Here is a 23979-nt window from a genome sequence, read left to right on the forward strand (position 1 = left end):
ATTGTCGGAGGCGGCCGGTAGCGTGCGCGGGGTGCGTTCAGGTGTGCGGCTCGCCAGCGGGCCGGGGTTCGTGGTTCATGCGGTGACCTGCGTCGACGACCATCGCGGGTGGTCGCCGGTCGAGGTGGGGTCGGCTCATCAGCTCGTGCTGCCGAGGCGGGGCCGCTTCCGGCGGATGGCCGACGGTCGCGGCGCGCTGGTGGACCGGGCGATGGCCTACCTGTCGCTGCCCGGCCAGGAGGAGCGGTTCGCGCACCCGGCGGGCGGCGACGTGTGCACCGTGCTGCGCCTGTCGCCCCGCCTGTGGGAGGTCCTCGCGGGTGACCGCGGACGTCCGGCGCGTTCGACGGTCTACGTGGACGCCCGGCTCGACCTGGCCCACCGCCGGCTGCTGGCCGCGACGCGCAGCGGCGACCCCGCGTACGAGCTGACCGAGGCCCTGCTGCCCCTGCTGGCCGCCTCCCTCAGCCGCGTGGCCCCTCCCCCGGCCGCCGGCGGAGGTTCGCGCGGGCCCGGGCGGACGGCGGGCGCGGTGGTCGACGCGGCGCGCGAGGCCATCGCGTCCGATCACGAGGCGGCGGGCGGGCTGATGACGCTGGCCGAGCTCCTGTCCGTGTCGCCGTACCGGCTGAGCAGGGCGTTCACCAGCGAGCTGGGCGTGTCGCTCACCCACTACCGCAACCGGGTGCGGGTCGGCAGGGCGCTCGACCGGCTGGAGGCCGGGGAGCAGAGCCTGGCGCGGCTGGCGGCCGATCTCGGCTTCGCCGACCAGGCCCACCTGACCCGCACCATCCGCCGCCACGCCGGCCACACCCCGGCCGCCCTGCGCCGCCTGCTGGGCCACGCGGGTGCGCGGCCCGGCACGCCGCCGGAGGCGGGATCGGCATGATCCCGGCCGCGCCGGCCTGCCGGTTGCGGCCGGCAGCTCAAGCAGAGCCGACGGCCGGCGGCCCGGCAACGGCGAGTGCCGTCACCGTCCCACGCACGATGGGCACCACCCAGCGGCGGCTCCCCGGGATCGCAGATCGCACGGGGTCGGCCGGATTCGCGTGAGTACGGGCGGCCTGGAGGTGAGATTCCTCCGAGCCGCCCGACTTCCGAGAGCGACGGGAACGAGCCGTCGCGAGCAGCGACCTCAGCGGCGAGGACGGTGCCGACGGGGTCGCTGATCAGCCGCGCTCGTCGCCCGTCCAGTCCTTGTTGAAGCCCCCGAGATGGGGGTGGTACATCTCGTCGCCCGTGTGCTGCGTGAACTCGACCTTGATCCAGAGACGGTCGAGCTCGAACAGGTCGACGCATGTGTCGATCAGTGCTTGTGCGAGTGCCGCCCGGGTCTCGCGGGGACGTCCGCTCCGGATGTCGCACATGATGAGGGCGGACGGTGTGGGGGCGCCGTCCTCGTGGCAGCGCCAGACACCGCCGTGCCCGAGATCGTGGATGGAGACGGTCAGCAGGTCGGCGTTGACCGCCATACGCTCGGCGTAGATCTGTCCGAAGCGTGCGGCGAGCTCCTGCTTCGAGGAGGCGGGCAGGTCGAGGGGGAGGTCGATCTGGATGGATGGCATGGGCGGAGTGCCTTTCGCGCGATTCGGCGGTTGTCAGGCTGGAGTGGTGGCGGCGTTCTCGATGCCGGTGGCGATCGCGAAGAGCCGGTCCTCTCCTCCTGCCGCGGTGATCAGCTGAACTCCGACCGGCAGCCCGTCGAGGAATCCCGCCGGGACGCTCAGGGCGGGGACGCCGGCCATGTTCCACGGGCTGGTGAGCGACAGCAGCGCCGTGCGCGTCTCGACCGTCGTATCGCCGGCGTGCACCGTTCGCTGGTCCACCTGCGGGGCGACGATGGGGACGGTCGGTACGGCGAGGACCGGGTGCTGGGCGAGCAGGCGCAGCACGAGGTCGCGAAACTCCTGCCGCGCGCGATCGGCCGACGCGTACCGCTCGGCGGTGATCGACTGCCCGGTCCTCAGTCGCGCCAGCACGTCCGGGTCGATCAGTGACTCCTCGCCCGGAAGATGTGTCTCGTGGACGGCGAATGCCTCGTGTCCCTGCAGAGCCGAGAACGTCCGGAACAGGTCCCCGGTATCGCCCAGGAGTCCGGACACCGGATAGAGGTCCACTCCGCTACGGGCCAGACGGTCGTGCGCGATCCGGGCGACCCGCGGGTCGGTCGGCGCGATCTGCTCCGGGGAGATCCAGGCGACCGGCTCGCCGTGGGCCGGGCTCACGCTCGCCGGGGTGGGCCCGTGAGACGCGCCGCTGAGCGCGCGGTACGCGACCAGCGCGTCGTGGCTGGTCATCGTGAACAGCCCGACATGATCGAGCGTCGGGGCGAGGGGGTAGACGCCGCCGGCGGGCAGCGCGTCGTAGGCCGGCTTGAACCCGACGATCCCGCACAGGGCTGCCGGCACCCGCACCGAGCCCGCCGTGTCGGTGCCGACCGCCAGGGGCACCATCCCGGATGCGACCGCCGCGGCGCTGCCTCCGCTGCTACCGCCGGACATGCGCGTCGGGTCGATCGGGTTACGGGACGGGCCGTGCACCGAGCGGTCGCCTGTCGCGCCGTAGGCGAACTCGTGCAGCGTGGTCTTCCCGACGATCACGGCCCCGGCCTGCCGGAGCCGCGTCACGATCTCGGCGTCCTCGCTCGCCCGGGCGGTCCCGAACGATGACGCCGATCCGCACGTGGTCGGTAGTCCGGTCATGTCGATGATGTCCTTGACCGCGACCGGCACGCCGTGCAGCGCTCCGCGATCGATCCCCGCCGCCAGGTCGGCGTCCGCCTGCTCGGCGGCGGCGAGTGCCCCGTCCTCGTCGATGAGGACGAAGGCGTTCACCGCGGGGTTGCGATCTTCGATCTGTCGCAGTGCCGCACGGGCCAGCTCGACGGCCGAGGTCCTCCTCTCGCGCAGCGCAGCGCCCAGATCGGCGATCGTGGGAGGTGTGGTGGTGTTGTTGTTCATTGCAGTGGTCCTTGGAGCATGGAGAGCAAGGGCACGATCACGGCCGTGCAGATGCTCATAGCGGCGACGTTGCCGACGAAGGGGTGGAATCCGGACGGGAGGCGAGCCGAGATCGCGGCCGCCATCGGGGGTGAGATGACCGCGCCGGCGACTGCGGCCAGCAGGGTCGGGAGGAGCGCGCCGTCGCAGGCGAGCACCGCGGCGGGGACGACGCTCACCACGGGGACGAAGGTCGGGTAGAAGCCCGCCGCCCGCCATCGGCGCCGCCATACGATCACTCCGACCAGGGCGGCGAGCAGCTGTCCGATCAGGACCGTGAGGAACAGGCCCGAACCGTAGACGAGCGACTGCGGAGCTGTCGCATAGGCGAGGAGGGCGCCGACGAGCAGGGCCCCGCTCGCCCATTCGTTGCCGAAGAACTGGGCCTCGGACATGTCCGCCAGCGCTCGCCGGAGCACCCACGCCGGCCCGTAGTCCGCAGGCCGCTGCTCGGCGGCCGCGGTCTCGGGCGTGGTCGAACGCCATGCCCAGGGTTCGGGCATCCACGGCAGCCGGGGGCAGATCACGAACGCCACCGCGGCTGCCAGAGTCATCGCGGCCGTCGCACCGACGACCGGCGGGAGGCCGAGCGGGTGGCAGACCCAGGTGACCAGCGCGATCGCCGCGGGAGGGACGAGCAACGCGCCGGCGACCGCGGCCGTGAGGACCACCCGCCGGCCGGGCCCGTACAGGACGACGACCGCCGGTGCGACGGATACGAGGGGAGCGAACAGGGGCTGCCAGGTGCCGCCGGCCAGGGTCGTGCCCCACAGCAGTGCGCTGAGGAGGACGCTGAGGAGTGCGGCACCGGCGACCGGGGGCCAGATCCCGGTTCCGCAGGCTTGGACGAAGCCCTGCGGGTGCCAGTTGCGGCGATGCGCCACGTGGCCGGCGAGGCCCCCGACAAGGAGGAGGGCGCTCGCGGTTCCGGCGGCGTAGAACTGCGGTTCGGAGATCGCCGCCAGGACCCATCGGGCCAGGCCGGCGACGTCGCTGTAGTCGCCCTCCCAGGCCGGCGCGTAGGTCGTCGAGGTCCACAGGACCGCGCTCGCCAGGACGACGAACGCGGCCACCCCGAGGGCCCGGCGAGAGGGTTTCACCAGGTCGAAGCCGGCTTTCACGACGTCACCGGGGCAGCGGCGGCGCGCCGCGGTAGCCGAGCATCTGGTCGTAGAGGTCCGTCCGTCGGTCGCGATGCAGGTCGTTGAGCTGGTTCCAGATGGGTGCCGTCCTCGTGGCGGTGAGGTCGACGTCGGCGTAGATGATGGTGTCCTCGTCAGGGCCGGCGATGCGATCGATCGGCCACCCGTTGGTGCTCGCGATCAGCGAGTTGCCCATGAAGCCGGCGCCGCGCTCCTGCCCCGTACGGTCGGCCGTCGCGATGAAGATGTTGTTGGCATGCGCCGCGGTGATCGTCAGATGGGCGGCCATGCAGACGCCGCTCGCGTCGTAGAGCGGTGGCGGCGTCCACACCCAGCCCGTGGGGACGCAGATGATGTCGGCACCCATCTGGGAGACGATCCGCGCGGTTTCGGGGAACCAGATGTCCCAGCACACCAGCAGCCCGATCCGGCCGATCCGGGTGTCGAAGACCTTGAAGCCCTCGTCGCCGGGGGTGAACCACAGCTTCTCGGTGTTCCACAGGTGCGTCTTCCTGTAGCGGCCGATGTAGCCTTCGGGGCCGACGAGCACGGCCGTGTCGTAGAGCCGTTCGCCGTCTCGCTCGACGACGCAGCCGACGATGTACATGCGGTGCTCAGCCGCGATCCGCTCGAACATCTGCAGCGACGGTCCGTCCGGGACCGTCTCGGAATGCGCGAACGCCTCCTCACGCGTTTCGAAGACGTAGCCGGTCGTCGCCAGTTCGGGAAGGACGACCAGGCCGGCACCTGCCTCACCGGCTGCGTTCAGACGCTGCTCGACCGCGGAAGCGTTCGCCTTGAGGTTCTCCACTCCGACCTGTGGCTCGAACTGGACGACGGCCACCCGGACCGGGCTCACCCTTGTCTCGTCGGTCGCTGCGACGCTCTCGGACATGTAACTACTCCTTGGTAGCTAGTTCAAAAAGAAGACTGGATAAGCGAAGAGTAGGGTTAGTGGTACAGTTTTGCAACTAGTTCAGGATCTGATTTCCGTACGACGGGAGGACCGGGTGGGAGCATCGAAGGAGGCACTGACGTCCGCGGAGTGCCCCGTCGCGCGGGCGGTCAGCGTGGTCGGGGACCGGTGGTCAGTACTGATCGTGCGGGACGTGTTCGACGGGATATGCCGCTTCGGCGAGTTGCAGCGAAGCCTCGGCCTCTCCCGCAACATCCTCACCGAGCGGCTCCGCACCCTCGTGGCGCAGGGAGTGCTCGAGACCAGGCCCGCCTCGGACGGCACGGCCTATCACGAATACGCGCTGACGAAGAAGGGCTCCGACCTGTTCACGGTCCTCGTCGCGCTGCGGCAGTGGGGCGAAGGGCATCTCTTCGCAGAAGGGGAACAGCACTCGGAGCTGCTGGAGATCGACGGCGACCGGCCGATCCGCAAGCTGGAACCGCTCGACATGGAGGGCCGGCCCATCACGTATCGCAACGCCTACGTCCGCAAGGTGTCGCACGCGAACTGACGGCGCCGCGCGCCGGAGGGCTTCACCCGTTTCGCCATGCCGGCGGATCGGCCAGGTCAACCATCTCTGGCTCCCCCAAAGACACTCGCCTGGGCCCGTGTGGGCCGGCACAGCGCTTCAGCGTCGGCGTGGACGCGGGCCGAGCGCGGTGATGCGAACGAACGGCCCGGCGTGCCCCCCGAGCGCGCAAGCGCTCCTGCGGAGCTGCGGGCGGCGGTAGTGCCGGCCCCGCTTCGCGTCTGGTGCTTGCTGACCATGTCGCCCCCTTTCGCGACCGTGGGTGCCAGGCGGCCACCTGGCCGCGGGCCTTCAGCGATCCGCTGCGGGCCCTTCGGCCGAGTCGGGTCCGTTCGCTCTCTTGCGGATCGGTTGCAAATTGCAACTAACCTCAGAGTACGACATGATGGTTGCAGAATGCAACTGTTCAGGAGGCGTGATGACTCGTACCACGATCAGCGCCGACGATGTGACCTGGACCGATGCAGCCGCCGGGCAGGAAAAGGGGCTACGCCAAAGGGGCGAGACGCTTGCGACAGCGATCCCGACGACGACGGGGACTGGCCTGCACCTACGCGGAGCCGTCTTGTGGGTCCGAAGCCTCCGGCCGGCCTGGAGATCCGAACCCCATCCAGGCTCTAGCGGGGGTCCGGCAGAAGCGTACGGATGGCGGCGGCGATGACGGGGTCGACGGCGAACCGCTTTTCCAGCCAGTTGAGGGTGACCGTCGCGGCCTCCCTGCTGTGCTCGTACCCGGGGACCATCTCGGCCAGGGGCAGCACATCGGGCGCGTGGAGCGAGCTCCCCGAGGTGAAGATCGCGTACTCGGCGAAGATCCCGTCGGCGAACAGCGCCTTGCGCCCGTTGCGGTCGTTCGCGAAGCTGTACGCCACCGGGCAGGGCTGCTGCAACCAGTCGATGGACTCCAGGTAGCGGGATTTGGCGGCGTCCTCCACGACGACGAAGAAGTCCAGGTCGGAGTGCTCGTCGAACCGGTCGTGCTCCACGCCGGCCGAGCCGAGGCCCAGCAGCGCGAGCGCGTCGCCGCGCGTGGCCAGGTGGGCGGCCAGGTCGTCCAGCCGTCGCAGCATGGGGTGCATCCCGGTCATCTGTTCCTGATCCCGTCGTGGAAACGCCACGCCCCTCAACACCAGGGGGCCGCAGCCGTCAACGTACGCGCCACCAGGCGGCGGAGTCGGCGGCGAGACGGGCCACCCCGTCGCCGGCCACGAGGGGCGCGCTGGCCAGCAGGAGTTCGCCGTCGACCGCCGGCTCCAGCGGCCGGTCGCTCATGTTGACGGTGCAGACGAATCCGTCGCCACGGGCGAAGGCCAGGCTTCCCTCCGGGGAGTCCAGCCAGGTGAGGGGGCCGCCACCGAGGCCGGGGAGCTCGCGGCGCAGGCGCAGCGCCGCCCGGTACAGGTGCAACGCCGACCCGGGGTCCTGCTCCTGCGCCTCCACGCTGAGCTCGGCCCAGGAGTCGGGCATGGGCAGCCAGGGGGCGTCGGCACCGGGCGGGGCGAAACCGAAGGGCCTGGTCTTCGTCCAGGGAAGCGGCACCCGGCAGCCGTCGCGGCCGCTGTCCGGGGCGCGCAGCCGCTGCGGGTCCTGCAGGTACTCCTCCGGCAGGTCGAGCACCTAGGGCGCCCACGCCTCCGCCACCCCGATCCGCTCCCCCTCGTAGGAGTCGAGGATCCGGCGCCAGGCGCGGTGGATCTCGTGCACGCCGTCCTGGTCGAAGAACGGCACCACCTCCGCGCCGATCATGCGCACCTGGCCGGGATGACCGACGTCGGGCAGGCCCGGCGCCTTGATCATGCCGTGCGCCACGTCGATCCGGAAGCCGTCCACCCCGAGGTCCAGCCAGAACCGCAGGATGTCGGCGAACTCCTCGCGCACCGGCGGGTGCTCCCAGTTCAGGTCCGGCTGCTCGGGCGCGAACAGGTGCAGGTACCACTGCCCGTCCGGCAGCCGGGTCCACGCCGGTCCGCCGAAGATCGACTCCCAGTCGTTGGGCGGCAGCTCCCCCTGGGCGCCCCTGCCGTCGCGGAAGACGTAGTACTCCCGCTGCGGGCTGCCCGGGGCGGCCCGCAGCGCGGCCTGGAACCAGGGGTGCCGGTCGGAGGTGTGGTTGGGCACCACGTCCACGATGATCCTGAGCCCGTGCCGGTGGGCGTCGTCGATCAGCTCCCTGGCGTCGGCCAGCGAACCGAAGACCGGGTCCACGTCGCGGTGGTCGGCGACGTCGTAGCCGAAGTCGGCCATCGGGGACGGGTAGAACGGTGTCAGCCAGACGGCGTCCACGCCGAGGTCGGACAGGTACCGCAGGCGGCTGCGCACGCCGAGCAGGTCGCCGATCCCGTCGCCGTTGCCGTCGGCGAAGCTGCGGACGTACACCTGGTAGATCACCGCGTCCCGCCACCACCGGGTCGCGACCCGCGGCGCGATGGCGTTCTCCATGAGGTCGGTCACTGCTTTTCCCCGATCGTCGTGGGTGGGGAGGGCATGTCCATGAGATACGGATGAGGAGGCCGGCGGGCCGTCACATCTTGGTGGCGCCGCTGGTCAGACCGGCCACGAGATGGCGTTGCACGAGCAGGAAGACGATCGCGGCGGGGATGGCGATCAGCACGGCCGAGGCGGTGAGCAGCCCCCAGTCGGACCAGTGCTGACCGACGAACTGCTGAAGCCCGACGGCGAGCGTGCGCTTCTCCTCCTGGGACATGAACACCGAGGCGTAGGCGACCTCGCCCCAGGCGGTCATGAAGCAGTAGAAGGCGGTGACCGCGACGCTGGGCCTGGCCAGGGGCAGCACGATCCTCCAGAACGTGCCGAACGGGGTCAGCCCGTCGATCAGCCCCGCCTGGTCGATCTCGCGCGGGATGGTGTCGAAGTAGCTCTTCATCATCCAGGCGCAGAACGGCACGGCCACGGTGAGATAGGCGACGACCAGCCCCGCGATCTGGTTGAGCAGTCCGAGACGGGCCATGAGGTTGTACAGCGGCACGATGAGGATCGCCACGGGGAACATCTGCGTGACCAGCAGCAGCCACATGACCCCCCGATGGCCGGGGAAGCGGAACCTGCTGATCGCGTAGCCGGTGGTCGCGGCCACGAACACGCCGAGGATCATGGTCAGCACGGCGGCGAGGACGGAGTTGAGCAGCCAGGTGGGAAACGCCGTCTCGGTCAGCACCCGCGTGTAGTTCGCCAGTGACGGCTGGTTGAAGATCTCGAGCTCGGACGACAGCCAGCCGTCGCGCGGCTTCAACGACGTCAGCAGCAGCCAGAGCACCGGGAACAGCGAGATGGCGGTGGCGAGCAGAAGCGTCCCGTGCAGGAGGACCGAACCGGCCGGGCTTCGCCGGTGACGGCCGCGCGTTCCGGCGCCCGTGGTGATGTCGCTCACCAGACCTCCCCCTGCCTGCGCAGCGCTCTGCGGTACACCGAGGCGAGGACGACGAGCAGCCCCAGGATGATCACGCCCCAGGCCGCCGAACCGGAGTAGTTCCGCACCCCGGTGAACGCCTCACGGAAGGCGTAGGTCACCAGGATCTCCGTGGAGTCGCCGGGCCCGCCCCTGGTGATCAGATAGATCATCGGGAACATGTTGAACGTCCACATCGTGCCGAGGAGCACCACGGTGCTCGACACCGGGCGCAGCCCGGGAAGCGTGACGTGCCGGAAGCGCTGCCAGGGCGTGGCACCGTCCACCTCGGCCGCCTCGTACAGCTCGGCCGGGATGGCCTGGAGGCCGCCGAGCAGCGCCACCATCATGAACGGCACGCCGATCCAGACGTTGACGGTGATGACCGCGATCTTCGCGGTGAACGGTTCGTCCAGCCAGCCCACCGCGCCGAGCCCCGCGGCCTTCAGCATGGCGTTGATCACGCCGTAGTCGCTGTTGAACAGGTAGCGCCAGATGAAGGCGGCCACGAACCCCGGGATGGCCCAGGGCAGGATCAGCAGCACCCGGTAGACGGAGCGGAAGCGCAGCTTGCGGTGCAGCATCATCGCCAGGCCGAGCCCGATCCCGTAGTGGAGGCCGATGCAGGCGACGGTCCACAGCACGGTCCAGGTCAGCCTCTCCCAGAACAGGCCGCTGGTCAGGATGTCGACGTAGTTGCCCAGGCCGACGAACTCGTAGGTCGCGGGGATGACGTTGACCCCGATGGTGCGGCCCACGTTGGCCTCGGTGGCGTCGGTCAGGGACAGGTAGACGCCGCGGGCGAGCGGCCAGCCGACCAGCACGCCGACGACGACGACCACGGGAGCCGTCATCGCCCACGCGTACCAGTGCCGGGACAGGGCGCGCCGGACCGGACCGGGCCGCTCGCGGTCGCCGCGGGCGCTGTCGCCGCCCGCGGCCCTGCCCCTGGATGTGCGGGACGCACGCCCAGTCGTGATCGCCACAGGTCAGCTCCAGTCCTTCATGAAGCCGTGGTACTTCGCGTCGACCTGCTTGAGCGCGTCCTCCGGCCTGGTGCCGTCGAGCAGCGCCTGGTAGCCCTCGAGCAGCGGCTGGAACAACTGGCCCCCTTCGGGGATCCACGGGCGGGGGACGGCCGTGTCCAGGATCGGCTTGAAGATCGCCACGTCCTGGCGGCTCTTGACCTTCGGGTCGTCGAAGCTGGAGGCCCGGGTCGGCAGCAGGCCCAGCTCGCTGGAGACGGTGGCCTGCGCCGCCGCCGAGCTCATGAAGCGCAGGAACTCGTAGGAGGCGTCGAGGTTCTTGGAGCCGGCGTACACGGCGAGGTTCCACCCGCCGGTCGGCGCTCCCGCCCTCACCGAACCGGCCGGGACGGGCGCGATGCCGAGGTTGGCCTTGTCCTTGAACTCCTTGCCCTGGTAGATCTCCGACAGCGCCCACGGGCCGTTGTAGATCATCGCGGCCTTGCCGTCCTTCAGGGCGGTCATGGCGTTGGCGTAGCTGTCCTGGAGCGCGGGCCTGGGCGCGGCCCCTGACGTCACCAGGTCGGCCACCTCCGCCAGGGCCCTGGCGTTCGCCGGCGAGTTGACGACGATCTTCTTGGTCGTCACGTCCAGCAGGTCGCCGCCCTCGCCGTACAGGAAGGGCAGCAGGAAGTAGGAGTCCACGTTGAGCGCCAGGCCGTTGGCTCCCGTCTTGGCCTTGACGTCGAGGGCGACCTTCTTGAGCTCCTCCAGGGTCCTGGGCGCCCGGTCGTGGCCCGCCTTCTTGAGGAGCCCCTTGTTGTAGATCAGCGCCAGGGTGTCGGTCACCTGCGGCACGGCGTACGTCTTGCCCGCGTACGTGGTGCTGCTCAGCGGCCCCGGCAGATAGTCGCTCTCGTCGTCCACGGCGCGCGTCCCGGCGAGCGGCTGGAGATAGCCGAGAGAGGCGAACTGCGAGGTCCAGGCGACCTCCGAGCGGATGACGTCCGGCGCGCCGCTCCCCGCCTGCGCGGCGGTCTGGAACTGGTTCTGCGCCTGGTCGGACGGCACGTTGACGTACTTGACCTTGATCTTGGGGTACTCGGCCTCGAACTCCTTGATGAGCTTGCGGAAGGTCGGCCCCTCGCTGTCCGGCCTCGTGGTGTCCCACCAGGTGATCTCACCGGCGATCTGGGCCGGGTCGGCGGGGGCGGGCTTCGCGGTGCCGGTCGACGCGCCGCCGGCACCGCCGCACGCCGAGGCCGCCACCGCGAGAGCGGCGACGACGGTCACGGTCGAAAAGGCTCGCCGCATGTCTGTCTCCTCATCGGACGTTCAGGGGGTGGGCAGGCCGGCGGCATGGCTCGCCGACCCCAGGGAGCGAGGAGGACGTTACGCGGCTGCAAGAAACTATGAAAGCTCTTGCAACGCTCTGACGGCTATTTCGTTATATTTGCACGCAGAGCAATTGATCAACTACGTACCGAGATATAATATGGACAAACAGGGCATTGATTGAGGACGGGTGCCCTCAAGACTGAAGGAGAGCTGGAAGCTTGCAGCAAGGGATTGCCAACCGGATGTCCGCTGAGTAACTTCCAGGCAACACCTGGAGCGCCTCCGCACGACTCCGCCTCCGACGAACCCCGCGCCGGCGCCCTCCCCGGGCTATCCGGCGGCGGACAGGTCCGCGGGCACGGGCGCGGTCGAGCGGCGGACGACGAGTTCCGGCCGGTGGAGCAGTTCGGTGCGGGGGGCCGGTATCCCGCTGATCTCTTCCAGGAGGCTCGCCACGGCCGCCAGCCCCATGTCGCGGACCGGCTGACGGACCGTGGTGAGCGGCGGGTCGAGGTACGCCGTCATCGGCGAGTCGTCGAAGCCGACGACCGACACGTCCTCCGGCACGCGCAGCCCGGCCTGGCGCACCCCGCGGATCGCGCCGATCGCCATGATGTCGCTGCCGGAGCAGATCGCCGTGCAGTCACGGTCGAGAAGCTGCTGGGCGGCCGACTGCCCGCCCTCCACCGTGTAGAGCGTGTTGACGACCAGGCCCTCGATGTCGGTGATGCCCGCGTACCTCGCCAGCGCGCGCCGGAAGCCCTCGGTCTTGCGGATCGTCGGGGTGAAGCGCTCCTGGCCGACGGCCAGGCCGATGCGCCGGTGGCCGAGGGAGACCAGATGGCTGACGGCCATGTCGAGGCCGGCGGCGTCGTCGTTGGAGATGAAGTGGGCGTCGATGTCGGGCCGGTAACCGTTGATCAGCACCATGGGCAGGCCCAGCTCGCTCAGCCGGGCGTAGCGGGCCGGGTCGGAACGCGAGTCGGCGTGCAGCCCGTTGACGAAGATGATCCCGGCGACGCCCCGCTCCAGAAGCAGGTTCGTGTAGTCGTCCTCGGTGATGCCTCCGGGCGTCTGCGTGCACAGGACCGCCGTGTAACCGGACGGCACCAGCGCGCTCTCGATCACCTGGGCGAAGGCCGGGAAGATGGGGTTGGTCAGCTCGGGAAGGATCATGCCGATCAGGCCGGCGCTCTGCTGCCGCAGCTTGGGCGGGCGCTCGAATCCCAGGACGTCGAGAGCTGTGAGGACCGCTTGCCGGGTGGTCGACGCCACTCCCGGCTTGCCGTTCAGTACCCGGCTCACAGTCGCCTCGCTCACGCCCGCTTGGGCGGCGATGTCGGCGAGGCGCATTGTCATAGTGGCTAATTTACCTTTCCCTGCCCATACGCCCAGTTCTTGTCCGCAGACGACCCCGGCAACAGGCCGCGCCGCAGCGTATCGAGCGAGCACGGCTCTTTGCCGGCGCCCTGGAGCGCGCCGCGGGGGGCGAGCATCGCAGCCTGCGACAACGCCCTTTCTCGTCTTCTGCAATGTTGCAGCGCATCTGAAAGGATATTGCACGACCGGGGTGATCGACGTTGCGCGGCCCCCGCCCGCCCCCGCATCGGCGACCTGGCGATGGATCGGCGATCTAGGATGCTCACGTGTTCGAACAAGGTGAAGACCCCCGGCCGGCGCGCGGCGCGGTGCGTGAGATCCACTCGCTCGCCCAGGCCGCCACGCTGGCCTACTCCCCCGACCTCGACGGCCTGGCCGATCCCGGTGAGATCGTCTGGGCGTGGGTGCCGTACGAGGAGGACCCGGCGCGCGGCAAGGACCGTCCGCTGCTGGTCGTCGGCCGCACCGGTCGCCGGCTGCTCGGCGTCATGCTGTCCAGCAGGGGCGACGACGGCCCCGAGTGGCTGGAGATCGGCGCGTGGGGCCGCGACGGCAAGGTCTCGCACGTGCGGCTGGACCGGGTGTTCGTGCTGGACGAGGACGACATCCGGCGCGAGGGCGCGGTGCTCGACGTCGACCGGTTCACGCGGGTCGCGGCCCGGCTGATGAAGCTGTACGGCTGGCAGGCGGGCTGAGGCGGTGGGGACGCGGCACATCAGGTTCGAGCGGCTGCACAACTTCCGCGACCTCGGCGGTTACCGGACACGTTACGGGCGCTCGACGCGCTGGGGGCGGCTCTACCGCTCCGACTCGCTGTCGAAGCTGCGCGACGCGGACTGGGACCGGTTCGTGAAGCTGGGCGTGCGCACAGTCATCGACCTGCGCTACCCGTGGGAGATCTCCGCCCGGGGGCGGGTACCGCACCTCGACGGGCTCGCCTACCACAACCTCAGCATCGAGCACCGCCCGTACGACCAGGCGGCGCTCGCCGCCGACATCGACACGGCGCGCTACCTCGCCGACCGGTACGCCGAGGTCGCGCACGACGGCGCGGAGGAGCTGCGGGAGGCGCTGGAGCTCATCGCCTCGGACGCGCACGCGCCCCTGGTGTTCCACTGCGCCTCCGGCAAGGACCGCACCGGCCTGCTCGCCGCGCTCGTGCTGACGCTGGTGGGCGTGGACGAGGAGACCGTCGCCGCCGACTTCGCCCTCACCGACCTCGCGGCCGGGCGGCTGGTCGCCGACTGGCGCGCCGCGCACCCGGACCGCACCCTGCTGTGGCCGGGGTACGGTCGGGCGCCGGCGGACATCATGAGGTTCTTCCTGGCGGACCTGGCCGCCGCCCACGGCTCCGTCGAGCGGTACGTCGCGGAGCACCTGGGCGTGGACGGCGACGTCGTCGAGGCGCTACGGGAGCGTCTGCTGGAGCCGTGACGCGTCCCGCGACGTGGGCCCACGCCCCGTGAGGTGGGCGGCCGCCGCGACGGCGAGCGCGGCGGCCACCAGCGCCGCGCTCACCCACACCGGCGAGCGGTAGCCGAGCCCGGCGCCGATCGTGATCCCGCCGAGCCAGGGACCGGCGGCGGCCCCGACGTTGAACGCGGCCGTGGCGAAGCTCCCGGCCAGCGTCGGCGCCTGCGTCGCCGCGTACAGGACCTGGGACACCAGCGTCGAGCCGACGGCGAACGACAGCGCGCCCTGCGTGAAGACCAGCACCGCCACGGCGACCGGCGAGCCCGCGACCGCCGCGAGCACCGCCCACCCCGCCACCAGCGCCGCGCCGCCGGCGGTCAGGAGGAGCCGGGGCCGGCTGTCGGCCAGCCGCCCGCCGGCGGTCACCCCGGCGAACGAGCCGAGCCCGAACAGCACCAGCAGCCCGGGCAGCCATCCCGGGGCGATCCCGGCGACCGAGGTGGCCAGCGGGGCGAGGTACGTGAACGTGCAGAAGGTCGCGCCGTTGACCAGTGCGGCCAGGAGGAGCAGCACGAGGAGCCGGGGGTCGCGCAGCGCCCTCGCCTCACGCCGGGCCCCGCCCCCGTCGCCGGTACGGGCCGGATCGGCCGGGACGGAGCGCAGGACCGCCGCGACAGCGGGCACCGACAGCAGGGCCACGGCCCAGAACGCCGAGCGCCATCCCCACAGGTTTCCGAGCACGGCGCCGGCCGGGACGCCGGCGACGCATGCCAGGGTGACACCGCCCAGCAGGATGGACGTGGCCCGCCCCTTGGCCCCCGGCGGCGCCGTCGCGGCGGCGGTGGCCACGGCGACCGCGAGGAACCCGGCGTTGGCCACGGCCCCCGCGAACCGGGTGGCCAGCAGCACCTCGAAGCTCGCGGTGACCGCGCCGAGGACGTGCAGGAGCAGGAACGAGACGAGGAACACGAGCAGGGCCCGGCGGCGTGGCCAGCGCATGCTGAGCGCGGCCGTCAGGGGCGCTCCGACGATCATCCCGGCGGCGAACGCCGAGGTGAGCGCTCCGGCCGCCGGGACGGAGACCCGCAGGTCGGCGGCGATGTCCGGGACGAGGCCGGACAGCATGAACTCGGACGTTCCCATGGCGAACACGGCCAGTCCGAGGAGGTACAGGGCGAAAGGCACGGTGAGGCTCCGCAACGATGTCGTGGATCGAGTCGTCGGACGAACGGTCGCGGGGCCGCCCTCACCCGTCTCCGCATCGAGGATCCCGAAGGGAGAGGAGGTGGCGCGTCGGCGCGCCGGATCCCTGTCACAGGAGGTGACGTGCTGGTCCGGGCGGAGGCGGACGCGGCCCCGCGCTCGCGGCGGTCGGGGGGCTGCGACGGACGCGCGCCCGAGCGCCCTCCGGCCTCAGCGGGGACGGGAGGGTCGCGGGACGACGTCGGACGAGGCCACCGGACGACCGGTGGCTAGCGTCTTGACGCCTCGGGGCCTGACATGGGGCCCAACCCTAGCCTCGCCTCCCGATCATGTCCAAGGATTTGCGTCACGGCCGCCGGTGAGAGGTCCGGACCTGGCTGGAATCATGGCGGCATGCGGGTCACAGTGATCGGAAGCGGGATCGTCGGGGCAAGCGCCGCGTACCACCTGAGCAGCCACGGGGCGGACGTCGTCGTGGTGGACGCGGACCTGGACGGGCAGGCCACGGCGGCCGGGGCGGGAATCGTGTGCCCGTGGGTGGACCATCCCGACGACGACGCCTGGTACGCCCTGGCCCGCTCGGGCGCGCGGCACTACCCGGAGCTGATGGAGGCGCTGGGCGAGGACCTCGGGTACGAGCGGGTGGGGGCGCTGCTGGTCGCCGAGGACCCGGCTGAGCTGGAACCGGTGCGGGCGCTGCTGGAGCGGCGGTACGCCGGAGCGCCCGAGATGGGCGAGGTGAGCGTGGTCCCGGACCCGGCGCGCCTGTTCCCGCCGCTGGCGGAGGGGTTGACCGCGGTGCACGTGCCGGGGGCGGCCCGGGTGGACGGCCGCGCCGTCCGCGACGCGCTGCTGCGCGCGGCGGTGCGGCAGGGGGCCGAGCTGCGCACGGGCGTGGCGACGCTGACGGCGCGGGGCGAGGTGCTGCTGAGCTCCGGTGACGGGAGCGTCACGTCCGGCGCTCTGCCTGGGCCTGACGCGGGTGGTGGCGACGGGTCGTGGCGGCAGGCGGCCCCGGTCGCGGGCGCTCAGTCCGGGACGCGGGCGGACGCGTGGGAGCCGGAGGAACGCCGGGCGGCCCCGGAGGAACGCCGGGCGGCCCCGGAGGAACGCGGGGCGGCCCCGGAGGAACGCGGGGCGGCCCTGGAGGAACGCGGGGCGGTCGGAAAGGACCGGGCCGGGGAGGGCGCGACTGAGGAGAAGGTCGCGGCGGACATGGTGGTCGTGGCGGCCGGGGCGTGGAGTGGGGCCGTGTGCCGGCCGCTCGGCGTGGAGATCCCCGTCTTCCCTCGCCGCGGCCAGATCGTGCACGCGGTCCTCGACGGCGCCGACACCGCCGGGTGGCCCATCGTGCTGCCCCACGTCGGCCCGTACCTGCTGGGCTTCCCCGGTTCGCGGGTGGTCGTGGGGGCGACGGTCGAGGACGTGGGGTTCGTGCCGCGCGTCACGATGGGCGGGCTGGAGGAGGTGCTGCGCGCCGGGCTCCGCCTCGCCCCCGGCCTGGCCGGGGCCACGGTGACCGAGACCCGGGTGGGGCTGCGGCCCGTCCGGGCGGGCGGGCCGCCCCTGATGTGCCGGGCGGGCGAGCGGGTGGTGGTCGCCACGGGGCTGAGCGCGTACGGGCTGACGGCGGGACCGTACGCGGGGCTCCTCGCGGCGCGGCTCGCGCTCGGCGAACCCGCGCCGCTGGACCTGACGCCGTACCGCCTCCCCTCCTGAACCCGGCGCCCCCGGGACGGCCACCGCCCGCCAGGGTTCAGCCGGCCGGGAAGTGCGCGCGGTCGGCCAACCGCGAAGTTGGCGCGGTCAGCCGACCGGGAAGTTGGCGCGGAAGACGTTCCGCGGGTCGTGTGCGCGCTTGACGGTCCGCAGCCGGGCCAGCGCCTCCGGTGTGAAGGCGTCGGCCGCGCTCTCGCCGGGGTTGAGGAAGGTGTACGGCTTGCGGCCGCTGACCGGCAGGGCGCCGGCGATGTCGCGCTGCCGGGCCGTGACGGCCTCGGCCGTGGCCGGGTCGGCGGGGATCCCGAACAGGTACAGCACGTAGGGCTCCGCCAGAGCGCCGGGCGGGCTGTCGGACGGGCGGGCCAGCGCGCCCCCCAGGTGCCGGATCTGCACGCTCAGCAGCGGCGCGATGGGGTCGGCCAGCAACGCCTTGGCCGCCGCGTCGTCCAGCTCGGTCAGCAGCTCGGCCCGCGACAGGCCCGCGCCGGGGTCGGTGGGCTCGGCGGTGATGGAGCCCAGCTCCGCGGGCGACATGACGCCGCGGCTGTCGGACAGCGGCGCGGCCAGGCCGTCCAGCGGGGCCAGCAGGTCGCGTGCCTCGTCCGGGTCGCCGAGGTACGTCGCGTCGACGGCGACCATGGGGGCGGCGCCGGGGAAGTGGAGCAGGTCCAGCCAGACGGTCAGCTCGTCCGGGGCCGTGGCGGTGATGCGCCGGTAGGCGTCCATGACGGCGGGGGCGTGCTCGGCGGTCCACAGGACGCGCCCGCCGTACAGGCGCGGCGCGGGGCGCAGGGCCAGCTCCAGCGCGGTGACGACCGCGAAGTCGCCGCCCCCGCCGCGCAGCGCCCAGAACAGGTCGGGGTCGGCGTCCGCGGTGACGCGCCGCGGCCGTCCGTCGGCGTCGACGACGTCGAACGCGGTGACGCTGTCGGCGACCCACCCGTACGCGCGGCCGAACCAGCTCAGCCCGCCGCCGAGGGCGACGCCCGTGACACTGACGACCGGCGAGCTGCCGGGCAGCCCGGTCAGGCCGTGCGGCGCGGCGGCGGCCTGCAGCCGGCCCGAGGCCACGCCCGCGCCGACGCGGGCGCGGCGGGCCACGGGGTCGATGTCGAGGGTGTCCAGCAGCCGGGTGCGCAGCAGGATCGCGCCGTCGGTACGGCCGCTCGCGCCGTGCCCGTTCGGCTGGGTCGCGATGCCCAGTCCCGCCGGGCCGGCGTACCGGACGAGGGCGGCGACGTCGTCGGCGTCGGCGGCCTCGACCACGGCGGCCACGGGCTGCTCGACGGCCAGGTTCCAGGGGCGGCTGGCGGCGTCGAACCCGGGGTCGCCGGGCAGCAGGACCTGGCCGCGCACGGCCGATCGCAAGGTTTCCATGGGGTTCCTCAAGTGTTGGGGGTCAGCCGAAGATGGCGACGGGGTTGCCGGTGTACCAGGCGTTGTCGATGGTCATGCGGCGGACGCCCCAGCGGCCCCCGTCGCGGATCAGTTCGACATCGTACGGGTTCTTCAGCAGGGCGAAGGTGCCGTGGTCGGCGGTGAGCAGGTGCTGGGCCTCCACCAGCGCGGTCAGGCGGGCGGTGTCGCCGTCCACCGCGACGCGCGGGTTGGTGACCTGGTGGGTGGTGTCCACCCGGTCGGCGAACAGGGCGAGGATCGTGGAGACGATCGCGTCCCGCCCCCGCATCAGGGGCGGCCGGCCGCCCCACTTCGCCGCCGCCGGACGGAAGTCCAGTTCGGCGTCCGCCGCGAAGGCCGAGGCGAACAGCTCCTTGTCCTTCAGGTCCTGGCCGAGGCCGAAGCGGTACAGGGCGTCCACGATCTCGGCGCGGTCCCGCAGCTCCCGGACCACGGCGTCCGGGTCATGGGCCGAGGCGGACAGGGCCTGTGCGGAGGTGACGTACATCGACTGCTCCCCATGCAGGTCGGAGGGGTTTTCGAGCGGTTCCACCCTCGACCGGGGCGGCGAGCCGATCAATGCGGTCCTGTGCAAGGATCGTCAAGCGAGGCTTAACGATCGGGGGACGGCATGCTGGAGCGGCACGAGCTGGAGGCGTTCCTCACGCTGGCCGAGGAGCTGCACTTCGGCCGGACCGCCGAGCGGCTGCGGGTGTCCACCGCCCGTGTCAGCCAGACCGTCGCCAAGCTGGAGCGCCGCGTCGGGGTTCCGCTGTTCAACCGCACCAGCCGCCGGGTGGAGCTGACGTCGGTGGGACGCGATCTGTACGAGGAGACCCGTCCGGCCTGGGACCGGATCGCCGCCGCGTACGAGCGGGCCGTCGCCGCCGGGCGCGGCCTCACCGGCACCCTGCGCGTGGCGTTCGTCGGCGCCGCGGGCGGCCAGCTGCTGGCCGGGGTGGCGGAGCTGTTCCGGCGGCGCCGGCCGGACTGCGACGTCCGGTTCCGGGAGGCGCACATGGTCGACCTGATGCCCTGGCTGCGGGCCGGCGAGATCGACCTCGCGCTGGGCACCTTCCCCATCGACGAGCCGGACATCGAGACCGGGCCGGTCCTCGTGTCCGAGGCGCGCATGCTCGCGGTCCCGGCCGGGCATCCCTTCGCCCGCCGGACCTCGCTCTCGCTGGAGGATCTGGCCCGGGTCAGGCTGCTCCAGCTTCCGGACACGCTCCCCGCGGCCCTGCGCGCGGACCGCACCCCGAGCGTCACCCCTTCGGGGCGGCCGATCGAGCCCGGCCCGTCGGCCTCCACCTTCAACGAGCTGCTCACCCTGGTCGGGGCCGGTCACGGCGTCTTCCCGGTCGGCGCGCACGCCCGGCGCTACTACGTCCGGCCCGACGTCGCGTACGTCCTGATCGACGACGCCCCGCCGCTGCGGTGGGGGCTGATGTGGCGGACGGAGGGCGCCACCGCGCGTGTGCGCGCCTTCGGCGAGGCCGCCCGCGACCTGCTCGCCGACGACGCCTGAGAGCGCGTGACCTGCTGACCGACAACGCCCGAAAGCCCGTGACCTGCTGGCCGACGACGCTCCGGACCGCACGCACGGCCCCGGCTGGTCAGCGCGGCGCCGTGAGGCCCTGGGTGGTGCCCACGCCGCGCAGCAGCGTGTCGACGACCCGTGTCGCCAGCGCGTCGGCGTCGCCGTCGCCGCTCTGGGCGGCCTCGTGGATGAGCGCGTAGTACACCCGCCGGGCCCAGGCGAGGTCGGCGTCGGCCCGCAGCAGCCCTTCCTCCCGCGCCGCCCGGAACATCCGCTCGCACTGCGCCTCCACCTCGGAGTGGACCCGCGCCGCCTCGGGGTCGGCCGTCAGGGCGCGGCTCATCGCGAAGCCCCAGTCGAGCTTGACCCGCAGCACGTTGGCCGTGACCTGGTAGAGGGCGACGAGCGGCGGGGCCGTCTCGGGGTGGGCCGCCTCGACCGCGTCGGCGAAGCGGCGGGTCGCCCAGGCGGCCATCGAACCGACCAGCGCGTCGCGGGAGGCGAAGCGCCGGTGGACGGTGGTGCGGGCCACGCCCGCCTCCTCGGCGATCTGCTCCATGGTGGCCGCCGGGTTGCGGCTGAGGACGCGTTCGGCGGCCTCGAGGATCTGGCGGACGGTCCGCTCGGCGTCGGACCGCAGCGCCCGCGTCGCTTCTGTCACGAGAGAAGGCTACACCACCGTCCCGATTGCGAGCCGAGTTGCATCATCGATGTGGCATGTTCTACGGTTTCCGCGTCACCGATGAAGCGACTGACGCTGGAGGACATCTCATGGATCTGCGACTGAGCGGGAAGACCGCCCTGGTCACCGGCGCCAGCAGGGGCATCGGCCTGGCCGTCGTGACCGCGCTGGCCGAGGAGGGGGTGCGCGTCGTCGCGGGCTCCCGCACCGTCAGCCCCGAGCTGAAGGCGACCGGCGCCGTCGCCCTGACCGCCGACCTGTCCACGCCCGAGGGGCCCGCCGGGCTGGTCGAGCGGGCGCTCGCCGAGGTGGGCGAGCTCGACCTGCTCGTCAACAACGTGGGCGGCGGCGAGGGAGGCGCGGAGCAGGCCGGCGGCTTCCTCGGTTTCGGCGAGGAGCAGTGGCGCCAGGCGCTCGACGTGAACCTCCTCAGCGCCGTCCGCGCCACCCGGGCCGCCCTGCCCAGCCTGGAGCGACGGCGCGGCGTCGTGGTGAACATCTCCTCGATCGGCGCGCGGATGCCGCACTCCGGCCCGATCGCGTACACGACCAGCAAGGCGGCGCTGACGGCGTTCGGCAAGGCGCTGGCCGAGGAGTACGGGCCGCGGGGCGTCCGCGTGAACACCGTCTCCCCCGGACCGGCCCGCACCGCGATGTGGGAAGATCCCCAGGGGTACGGCGCGGCACTCGCGGCCTCGCTGGGCCTGGAGCACGAGCAGCTGCTCGCGGGGGTGCCGTCCGGCATCGGGATGACGACCGGCAGGTTCGTCGGACCGGAGGAGGTCGCCGCCCTGGTGACGTACCTGGCCTCGCCGCACGCCGCGAGCGTCAACGGCGCCGACTACGTCATCGACGGCGGAGCCATCAAGACGGTCTGAACCTATCGCGATATATCGTCGTAACGGGGAACAGTACGGCCGCCCCGCTCGGTTGAGCAGGACGGAACACACATCCTGGGGAGAGTGAACGATGGCGGCACTGCGGACGGCACGGCGGATCCTCATGGGCGGGGCGGCCCTCGCCGCGGCGGGATGGGCGCTGCGTGACGTGCCCGCTGAGTTCGGTGTGCGGCCCCTGCGGTCGGGGCCCGTGCGGGAGGAGCGGATCCGGCGCTCACCGCAGTTCAGGGACGGCGCGTTCGTCAACACCATGCCGGAGGCGACCACGCTGGTCAGCGCCCCGCCCGCGGGCATGCTGGGCGAGCTGGCCAAGGACCGCGACCAGCGACGCCCGGCCGGGCCCGTGCCGCTGCGCGTGCCCCCGGCGGGCGCGGCCCCGCCCGAGGGCGTGCGCGCCATCTGGTACGGCCACGCCTCCACGCTGGTGGAGATCGAGGGGCGGCGGGTGCTGTTCGACCCGGTGTGGAGCCGGCGCCCCTCCCCCTCGCAGCTCGTCGGGCCGAAGCGGCACCACCCGGTGCCGGTGCCGCTGGCGAGCCTGCCGCTGGTCGACGCCATCGCGATCTCGCACGACCACTACGACCACCTCGACCTGGCGACGGTGCGCGGGCTGACGGCCACGCAGCGGGCGCCGTTCCTGGTGCCGCTGGGCATCGGGGCGCACCTGGAGCGCTGGGGCGTGCCCGCGTACCGGATCATCGAGCTCGACTGGGAGGAGGAGGCCGAGGTCGGCGGGCTGCGCTTCGTCGCGACGGCCGCCCGTCACTTCTCCGGGCGCACGCTCACCCGCAACGACACGCTGTGGGGCTCGTGGGTGGTGGCCGGGCCCACCCGCAAGGTGTTCTACGCGGGCGACTCCGGCTACTTCGAGGGCTACCGCGGCATCGGCGCGGAGCACGGGCCGTTCGACCTGACGCTCATGCCGATCGGCGCCTACAGCCCGGCGTGGCCGGACATCCACATGAACCCGGAGGAGGCGGTCAACGCCCACCTCGACCTGGGCGGCCGGGTGCTGCTGCCGGTGCACTGGGCGACGTTCACGCTGGCGCTGCACCCGTGGGCGGAGCCGGTGGAGCGGCTGTGGCGCGAGGCCAAGGCCCGCGAGGTGTCGATCGTGGTGCCCCGGCCCGGCGAGGCCGTGGACCCCGACGCGGTCCCGGCCGTGGACGGCTGGTGGGAGACCCTGACCTGAGCCGGATACGCCGGCGGAGCCCCCAGCCTCAGCGGGACACGTCCGGCGGAACCCCCGGCCTGAGCGAGAGGACAGCCTGCCGAGCTCCCGGCGTGAGCGGGGGGACGGCTTCCCCCGCCTCCGGCGCGAGCGGGGGGCGGCCTGCCCCGACCCCGGCCTGACCAGGGGGCACGGGCGGCCGAGCCCCAGCCCGGGCCGGGGGACGGCGGGCGGAGGTCCCGGCCTGAGCCGGGGCCGCGGGAGCCGTACAGTCGCAGCATGAGCAACCTGGAGCGGGACCCCGGCGAGATGCGGTGCGGCGCGGCGGACGGCGGCGGCGCCGAGTCGCTCGCCGGGCGGGAGGTGCCGCTGGGCGGGCCGCGCGCGATGCGCGTGAGCAGGACGCTGCCCGGCGTGCGCCGCCGCATGATCGGCGCGTGGTGCTTCGTCGACGCCTACGGGCCCGAGGTGGCCACGATGCGGGTGCCGCCGCACCCGCACACCGGCCTGCAGACCGTGAGCTGGCTGCTGTCGGGCGAGGTGCTGCACCGCGACAGCCTGGGCAGTCTCCAGGTGGTACGGCCGGGGCAGCTCAACCTCATGACGGCCGGGCGCGGCATCTCCCACTCGGAGGAGTCGCGCGAGGAGCTGCTGCACGGGGTGCAGCTCTGGGTGGCGCTGCCGGACGGCGCCCGGGGCATGGAGCCGGGCTTCGAGCACCACGCGGACCTGCCGCGGGTGTCCGGGCCGGGCTTCACCGCGACGGTGATCATGGGGTCGTTCGCCGGCGCCGCGTCGCCGGCGACGGCCCTCACGCCGCTGGCGGGGGCCGAGGTCGCCGTCTCGGGGGCGGCCGAGCTGCCGCTCGACCCCGCGTTCGAGCACGGGCTGCTGCTGCTCGACGGCGAGGTCGAGCCGCTCGAGCGGGGGCCGCTGCTGTACCTGCCGCCGGGCCGTACGGGCTTGTCCCTGAACGGGGACGGGCGGGTGCTGGTGATCGGCGGCGAGCCGTTCGCCGAGGAGATCGTGATGTGGTGGAACTTCGTGGGCCGCGACCACGACGAGATCGTCGCGTTCCGCAAGGAGTGGATGGAGGGCGACGGGTTCGGCGCGGTCGAGGGGTTCGACGGCGCCCCGTTGCCCGCGCCCGTCCTGCCCGGCACGCGGCTGCGGCCCCGGGGCCGCAGCCGCTGACGTCACCGGCGGGGGCGCGGCCCCGGGGTCACAGCCGCTG

At 72.6% G+C, this 23979-nt stretch carries 22 protein-coding genes and 1 pseudogene; 9 read left to right on the plus strand and 14 right to left on the minus strand.

What is annotated here, in order from left to right; all coding sequences use genetic code 11:
- Nucleotides 1-31: 31 nt before the first annotated feature.
- Nucleotides 32-889 (plus strand): helix-turn-helix domain-containing protein, encoded by an 858-nt coding sequence (locus HD595_RS47075; protein ID WP_253779706.1) that lies wholly within the window; start codon nucleotides 32-34, stop codon nucleotides 887-889.
- Nucleotides 890-1169: 280 nt separating this feature from the next.
- Here the strand turns inward: HD595_RS47075 and HD595_RS42505 are convergent, their stop codons facing one another.
- The 4 genes from HD595_RS42505 to HD595_RS42520 are packed head-to-tail and all read right to left on the minus strand — an operon-like array spanning nucleotide 1170 to nucleotide 4985.
- Nucleotides 1170-1565 carry a hypothetical protein gene (locus HD595_RS42505; RefSeq protein WP_253779707.1) on the minus strand — a complete coding sequence of 132 codons (396 nt, stop codon included), beginning with the start codon at nucleotides 1563-1565 and terminating at the stop codon, nucleotides 1170-1172.
- A gap of 33 nt (nucleotides 1566-1598) precedes the next feature.
- Nucleotides 1599-2960 carry an amidase gene (locus HD595_RS42510; protein ID WP_253779708.1) on the minus strand — a complete coding sequence of 454 codons (1362 nt, stop codon included), beginning with the start codon at nucleotides 2958-2960 and terminating at the stop codon, nucleotides 1599-1601.
- Nucleotides 2957-4120: a hypothetical protein gene (locus HD595_RS42515; RefSeq protein WP_253779710.1), complete on the minus strand. Its 1164-nt coding sequence runs from the start codon at nucleotides 4118-4120 to the stop codon at nucleotides 2957-2959. The genes HD595_RS42510 and HD595_RS42515 overlap by 4 nt, the downstream gene beginning before the upstream one ends.
- Before the next feature lie 4 nt (nucleotides 4121-4124).
- Nucleotides 4125-4985 (minus strand): nitrilase family protein, encoded by an 861-nt coding sequence (locus HD595_RS42520; RefSeq protein WP_253779713.1) that lies wholly within the window; start codon nucleotides 4983-4985, stop codon nucleotides 4125-4127.
- Nucleotides 4986-5151: 166 nt separating this feature from the next.
- On the opposite strand from HD595_RS42520, the gene HD595_RS42525 reads away from it, so the two are divergent.
- Complete coding sequence (locus HD595_RS42525; RefSeq protein WP_253779715.1) at nucleotides 5152-5610, plus strand: winged helix-turn-helix transcriptional regulator; 459 nt, start codon at nucleotides 5152-5154, stop codon at nucleotides 5608-5610.
- A 635-nt stretch (nucleotides 5611-6245) separates the two neighbouring features.
- On the opposite strand, the gene HD595_RS42530 is transcribed toward HD595_RS42525, so the two are convergent.
- The 6 genes and pseudogenes from HD595_RS42530 to HD595_RS42555 form a co-directional block, all read right to left on the minus strand.
- On the minus strand, nucleotides 6246-6698 hold the full coding sequence (locus tag HD595_RS42530) for a hypothetical protein (RefSeq protein WP_253779717.1): 453 nt from the start codon (nucleotides 6696-6698) through the stop codon (nucleotides 6246-6248).
- A 76-nt stretch (nucleotides 6699-6774) separates the two neighbouring features.
- Nucleotides 6775-8067: pseudogene (locus tag HD595_RS42535) on the minus strand (alpha-amylase family glycosyl hydrolase).
- An 82-nt stretch (nucleotides 8068-8149) separates the two neighbouring features.
- Nucleotides 8150-9016 carry a sugar ABC transporter permease gene (locus HD595_RS42540; RefSeq protein WP_253779718.1) on the minus strand — a complete coding sequence of 289 codons (867 nt, stop codon included), beginning with the start codon at nucleotides 9014-9016 and terminating at the stop codon, nucleotides 8150-8152.
- Complete coding sequence (locus HD595_RS42545; protein ID WP_253779720.1) at nucleotides 9013-10020, minus strand: carbohydrate ABC transporter permease; 1008 nt, start codon at nucleotides 10018-10020, stop codon at nucleotides 9013-9015. The genes HD595_RS42540 and HD595_RS42545 overlap by 4 nt, the downstream gene beginning before the upstream one ends.
- A gap of 3 nt (nucleotides 10021-10023) precedes the next feature.
- Entirely contained in the window at nucleotides 10024-11313 is a 1290-nt protein-coding gene (locus HD595_RS42550; protein ID WP_253779722.1) for an extracellular solute-binding protein, read from the minus strand.
- Nucleotides 11314-11667: 354 nt separating this feature from the next.
- The gene (locus HD595_RS42555) at nucleotides 11668-12696 is read right to left on the minus strand and encodes a LacI family DNA-binding transcriptional regulator (protein WP_253779725.1); all 1029 of its coding nucleotides are present in this window, start codon (nucleotides 12694-12696) and stop codon (nucleotides 11668-11670) included.
- A gap of 287 nt (nucleotides 12697-12983) precedes the next feature.
- On the opposite strand from HD595_RS42555, the gene HD595_RS42560 reads away from it, so the two are divergent.
- Together HD595_RS42560 and HD595_RS42565 are read left to right on the plus strand one after the other, a co-directional pair.
- The gene (locus HD595_RS42560; protein ID WP_253779728.1) at nucleotides 12984-13412 is read left to right on the plus strand and encodes a type II toxin-antitoxin system PemK/MazF family toxin; all 429 of its coding nucleotides are present in this window, start codon (nucleotides 12984-12986) and stop codon (nucleotides 13410-13412) included.
- Between the two features lie 4 nt (nucleotides 13413-13416).
- Nucleotides 13417-14151, plus strand: coding sequence for a tyrosine-protein phosphatase (locus tag HD595_RS42565; RefSeq protein WP_253779731.1), 735 nt, complete (start codon nucleotides 13417-13419; stop codon nucleotides 14149-14151).
- Here the strand turns inward: HD595_RS42565 and HD595_RS42570 are convergent.
- Entirely contained in the window at nucleotides 14125-15315 is a 1191-nt protein-coding gene (locus tag HD595_RS42570) for a Cmx/CmrA family chloramphenicol efflux MFS transporter (RefSeq protein ID WP_253779734.1), read from the minus strand. The two genes, HD595_RS42565 and HD595_RS42570, sit on opposite strands and share 27 nt — an antisense overlap.
- Before the next feature lie 411 nt (nucleotides 15316-15726).
- Between HD595_RS42570 and HD595_RS42575 the strand changes: the two genes are divergently transcribed.
- The gene (locus tag HD595_RS42575; RefSeq protein ID WP_253779736.1) at nucleotides 15727-17052 is read left to right on the plus strand and encodes an NAD(P)/FAD-dependent oxidoreductase; all 1326 of its coding nucleotides are present in this window, start codon (nucleotides 15727-15729) and stop codon (nucleotides 17050-17052) included.
- Nucleotides 17053-17139: 87 nt separating this feature from the next.
- On the opposite strand, the gene HD595_RS42580 is transcribed toward HD595_RS42575, so the two are convergent.
- Together HD595_RS42580 and HD595_RS42585 are read right to left on the minus strand one after the other, a co-directional pair.
- Nucleotides 17140-18432 (minus strand): FAD-binding oxidoreductase, encoded by a 1293-nt coding sequence (locus HD595_RS42580; protein WP_253779739.1) that lies wholly within the window; start codon nucleotides 18430-18432, stop codon nucleotides 17140-17142.
- A gap of 22 nt (nucleotides 18433-18454) precedes the next feature.
- The gene (locus tag HD595_RS42585; protein WP_253779742.1) at nucleotides 18455-18961 is read right to left on the minus strand and encodes a nuclear transport factor 2 family protein; all 507 of its coding nucleotides are present in this window, start codon (nucleotides 18959-18961) and stop codon (nucleotides 18455-18457) included.
- Nucleotides 18962-19084: 123 nt separating this feature from the next.
- On the opposite strand from HD595_RS42585, the gene HD595_RS42590 reads away from it, so the two are divergent.
- Complete coding sequence (locus HD595_RS42590) at nucleotides 19085-19981, plus strand: LysR family transcriptional regulator (protein ID WP_253779744.1); 897 nt, start codon at nucleotides 19085-19087, stop codon at nucleotides 19979-19981.
- A gap of 88 nt (nucleotides 19982-20069) precedes the next feature.
- On the opposite strand, the gene HD595_RS42595 is transcribed toward HD595_RS42590, so the two are convergent.
- Nucleotides 20070-20654, minus strand: coding sequence for a TetR/AcrR family transcriptional regulator (locus HD595_RS42595; protein ID WP_253779747.1), 585 nt, complete (start codon nucleotides 20652-20654; stop codon nucleotides 20070-20072).
- Nucleotides 20655-20764: 110 nt separating this feature from the next.
- Between HD595_RS42595 and HD595_RS42600 the strand changes: the two genes are divergently transcribed.
- The 3 genes from HD595_RS42600 to HD595_RS42610 all read left to right on the plus strand — a co-directional run bounded on the left by HD595_RS42600 (nucleotide 20765) and on the right by HD595_RS42610 (nucleotide 23939).
- Entirely contained in the window at nucleotides 20765-21553 is a 789-nt protein-coding gene (locus tag HD595_RS42600; RefSeq protein WP_253779749.1) for an SDR family NAD(P)-dependent oxidoreductase, read from the plus strand.
- 91 nt (nucleotides 21554-21644) lie between these two features.
- The gene (locus HD595_RS42605) at nucleotides 21645-22766 is read left to right on the plus strand and encodes an MBL fold metallo-hydrolase (RefSeq protein ID WP_253779751.1); all 1122 of its coding nucleotides are present in this window, start codon (nucleotides 21645-21647) and stop codon (nucleotides 22764-22766) included.
- Between the two features lie 258 nt (nucleotides 22767-23024).
- Entirely contained in the window at nucleotides 23025-23939 is a 915-nt protein-coding gene (locus HD595_RS42610) for a pirin family protein (protein WP_253779753.1), read from the plus strand.
- The last annotated feature ends 40 nt before the right edge of the window (nucleotides 23940-23979 follow it).

This window comes from Nonomuraea roseoviolacea subsp. carminata (assembly GCF_024172185.1).
Taxonomy (GTDB): Bacteria; Actinomycetota; Actinomycetes; order Streptosporangiales; family Streptosporangiaceae; genus Nonomuraea; species Nonomuraea roseoviolacea.